This window comes from Rodentibacter sp. (assembly GCF_057314195.1).
In genome coordinates this window covers 1-2,767 of the sequence record NZ_DBHLAM010000032.1, presented here as the reverse complement: position 1 = coordinate 2,767, position 2,767 = coordinate 1, and the positions used below count along the sequence as shown (strand labels likewise).

3 protein-coding genes are annotated in these 2,767 nt (G+C 46.9%); all 3 read right to left on the bottom strand.

Going from position 1 to position 2,767, the window contains the following annotated elements; translation table 11 throughout:
- Positions 1-239: 239 nt before the first annotated feature.
- Positions 240-1,328 (bottom strand): bifunctional histidinol-phosphatase/imidazoleglycerol-phosphate dehydratase HisB, encoded by a 1,089-nt coding sequence (hisB, locus tag ACO59Y_RS04840; protein WP_486131129.1) that lies wholly within the window; start codon positions 1,326-1,328, stop codon positions 240-242.
- Between the two features lie 229 nt (positions 1,329-1,557).
- Positions 1,558-2,616 carry a histidinol-phosphate transaminase gene (gene hisC, locus ACO59Y_RS04835; protein WP_486131127.1) on the bottom strand — a complete coding sequence of 353 codons (1,059 nt, stop codon included), beginning with the start codon at positions 2,614-2,616 and terminating at the stop codon, positions 1,558-1,560.
- Positions 2,617-2,628: 12 nt separating this feature from the next.
- Positions 2,629-2,767, bottom strand: a 139-nt coding sequence (locus ACO59Y_RS04830) for a histidinol dehydrogenase (protein ID WP_486131201.1), incomplete at its 5' end; no start/stop codon positions are given.

Sequence of the window (2,767 nt, the reverse complement as noted above, 5' to 3'; positions counted from 1 at the left end):
CCATACTCCCTTAGCAGGGGAGCGCCTTCAGCCTACTCGGCCATCTCACCACAACCAGTTTGTGAGGCGGTATGATACGTTTTTTTAGCAATATGTCAAACTCTTTTTTGAAAAAGAAAGCCTGTTTGAATATTTTCTCTGCAGATCGTGCAAATAAAATACGGCTATTTTAAACGCTATTTTTTGCCATTAAAGAACCGACAATGCCAATCTTCACATTCGACAATTATTAGTAGTAGCTATAAGACGCCCTTTGAACTCGGCAACTCATCTCCCTCAATCCGAATCGCCTGTCTTAACGTTCTCCCAAATACCTTAAACAAACTCTCAATTTTGTGGTGATCGTTGTCACCGGTCGCTTTTAAGTGCAATGTCGCAAGCAGTGAAAAGGCGAGAGATTGGAAAAAGTGTTCGGTAAGTTCGGTGCTGAAATCACCCACCTTATCCCGTTTGAATTTGGCACTGAATTTGATCCACGGGCGACCGGATAAATCCAAAGCGCATTCTGCTTTGCATTCGTCCATTGGCAGCACGAATCCAAAGCGAGCGATGCCGCGTTTGTCACCGATAGCTTGCTTCAATGCGGTGCCGATCGCGAGAGCTGTATCTTCCACGGTGTGGTGTTCGTCAATATGTAAGTCGCCTTTACAAATGACATTCATGCGAAAACCACCGTGGGTAGCGATTTGATCCAGCATGTGGTCAAAAAAGCCCACGCCCGTGCTGATTTGGTTCACGCCCGTTTCGTCTAGCCATACTTGTACCTTGATGTCCGTTTCTTTGGTTTTACGGACGACTTCTGCGTAACGTGGCGGACGGTTGCCGATGTTGCTGACGGGCTCACCGAGCAGTTTTTCTGCGATCAGATCCCAGTTTAATTTTTCAGGGTGATATTGCAGTGCGCGAATGCCGAGGTTTTCCGCCAACTGCACGTCGGTGGCGCGATCGCCAATCACAAAAGAACGGTCAGGATCAAACAATTTTTTGTCGATATATTTTTTCAAAAGTTTGGTTTTGGGTTTGCGACAAGCGCAGTTATCTTCCGGTTTGTGCGGGCAAATCAGCACCTCGTCAAATTCAATGCCTTGCGATTTAAACAGCGCCATCATGGCATTGTGTGGCTTGTCGAAATCTTCTTGCGGGAATGAATCCGTGCCTAGCCCGTCTTGATTAGACACCATTACAAAACGGTATTTACCTTTGAGCTTAAGCAAAGCAGGAATCACATTCGGCTCAAATTTCAGTTTTTCCAGACTATCGATCTGAAAATCGGTTTTCGGTTCGTCAATCAGCGTGCCATCGCGGTCGATGAAAAGGGTGGGTTGCATGTTTTTTTCCTCTATCAATGTGTATAAACTCGTGATCCGATCCCCCTCTTTAGAAAAGAGGGGTTAGGGGAGATTTGATTGCGATGTTTAAATTTTCGTATGAACTAATTTTCACTTCTGCCACAAACGCTTGCGTTTGAACGTTGCTTTAGCAACAGCACGGAGTGTGAGCGAAGCGAATAAATCTCCCCCTGCCCCTCTTTGCTAAAGAGGGGAGTTTTTTTGAGCATTATTTTAGTATGGCAATCGACCCTACTACGCTCTCGCATTCTTCCTTCGTTCCCACCGTAATCCGAATGCAATTTTGCAAATTTAACGCTTTGTTTTGATCGCGCAAGATAATACCTTGCTCCCACAACGCCTTGAAAACGCGCTCACCATCTTGGCATTTTATAAGCAAATAATTGGCTGCGCTGTCGTAGACCTTTTCCACTTGAGGTAAGGCGGAAAGCGCTTTAGCAAGCCACTGCCGATTGGTTAATATCTCCTGTACGCGGGCTTGTACAAGGGCGATATTCTGTGCCTGCAAGGCTTGTTCCGCGATGTCAGCGCTTGGTACCGGGATGGGATAAGGGGCAATCACTTTGCTGAGAATTTGAATTAGCACCGCATTGGCTAACACAAAACCGCAACGCAATCCTGCCAAGGCAAAGGCTTTGGAAAGGGTACGAATAATGGCTAAGTGCGGGTAATTTTGCAGCTCTTTTGTGAGTGTCGCTTCAGGGCAAAATTCGATGTAGGCTTCATCCACCACCACAATGGCTTTGCCGGCAGTAAATTGTAAAAGCTCAAGCAAATCCGACCGTTTAAGCAAATTGCCTGTCGGGTTGTTCGGGCTACACACAAAGACGACTTTCACGCCTTCTAGCTGCTGTTTAATTTCGGCAAGATTTAGTTGAAAATCTGCCGTTAATGGTACGGTTTTGCACGCTACACCTGCTGTTTCGGCACTCACGGCGTACATGCCATACGTGGGCGGGCAGAACAAAATGGCGTCTTGGTTTGGCTCGCAAAACGCTCGAATAATCAACTCAATGCCTTCATCGCCACCACGAGTCACCAACACATTTTCATGCTGTACGCCGGCGTAATTGGCATACCCTTGCACCACCGCTTGCGGTTGCGGTTCTGGATAGCGGTTTAAATCTTTGCCCGAAAGTTGAAACGTTGGCGAAGTGGGATATTCGTTTGCATTCAGCCAAATCGTGCCGTTGCCACCCAGTTTGCGGGCGGATTGATAGGGCGTAAGCACTTGTACGTTTTGTCGGGATAATGTTGTGATTGTCATGTCGTTTTCCTCTTATTGCAACTTCGCTAATCTCAAACTCACTGCCATTTTATGCGCATCCAGCTGTTCCGCCTGCGCCATCAATTTCACAGTTTCCGCTAAGTCTTTGAAGCCTTGTGGGGTGAGTTCCTGCACGGTCATGCGTTTGCTG

Coding starts and splice junctions, on each gene's coding strand:
- hisB (WP_486131129.1), bottom strand. CDS start 1,328: ATGCAACCCACCCTTTTCATCGACCGCGATGGCACGCTGATTGACGAA.
- hisC (WP_486131127.1), bottom strand. CDS start 2,616: ATGACAATCACAACATTATCCCGACAAAACGTACAAGTGCTTACGCCC.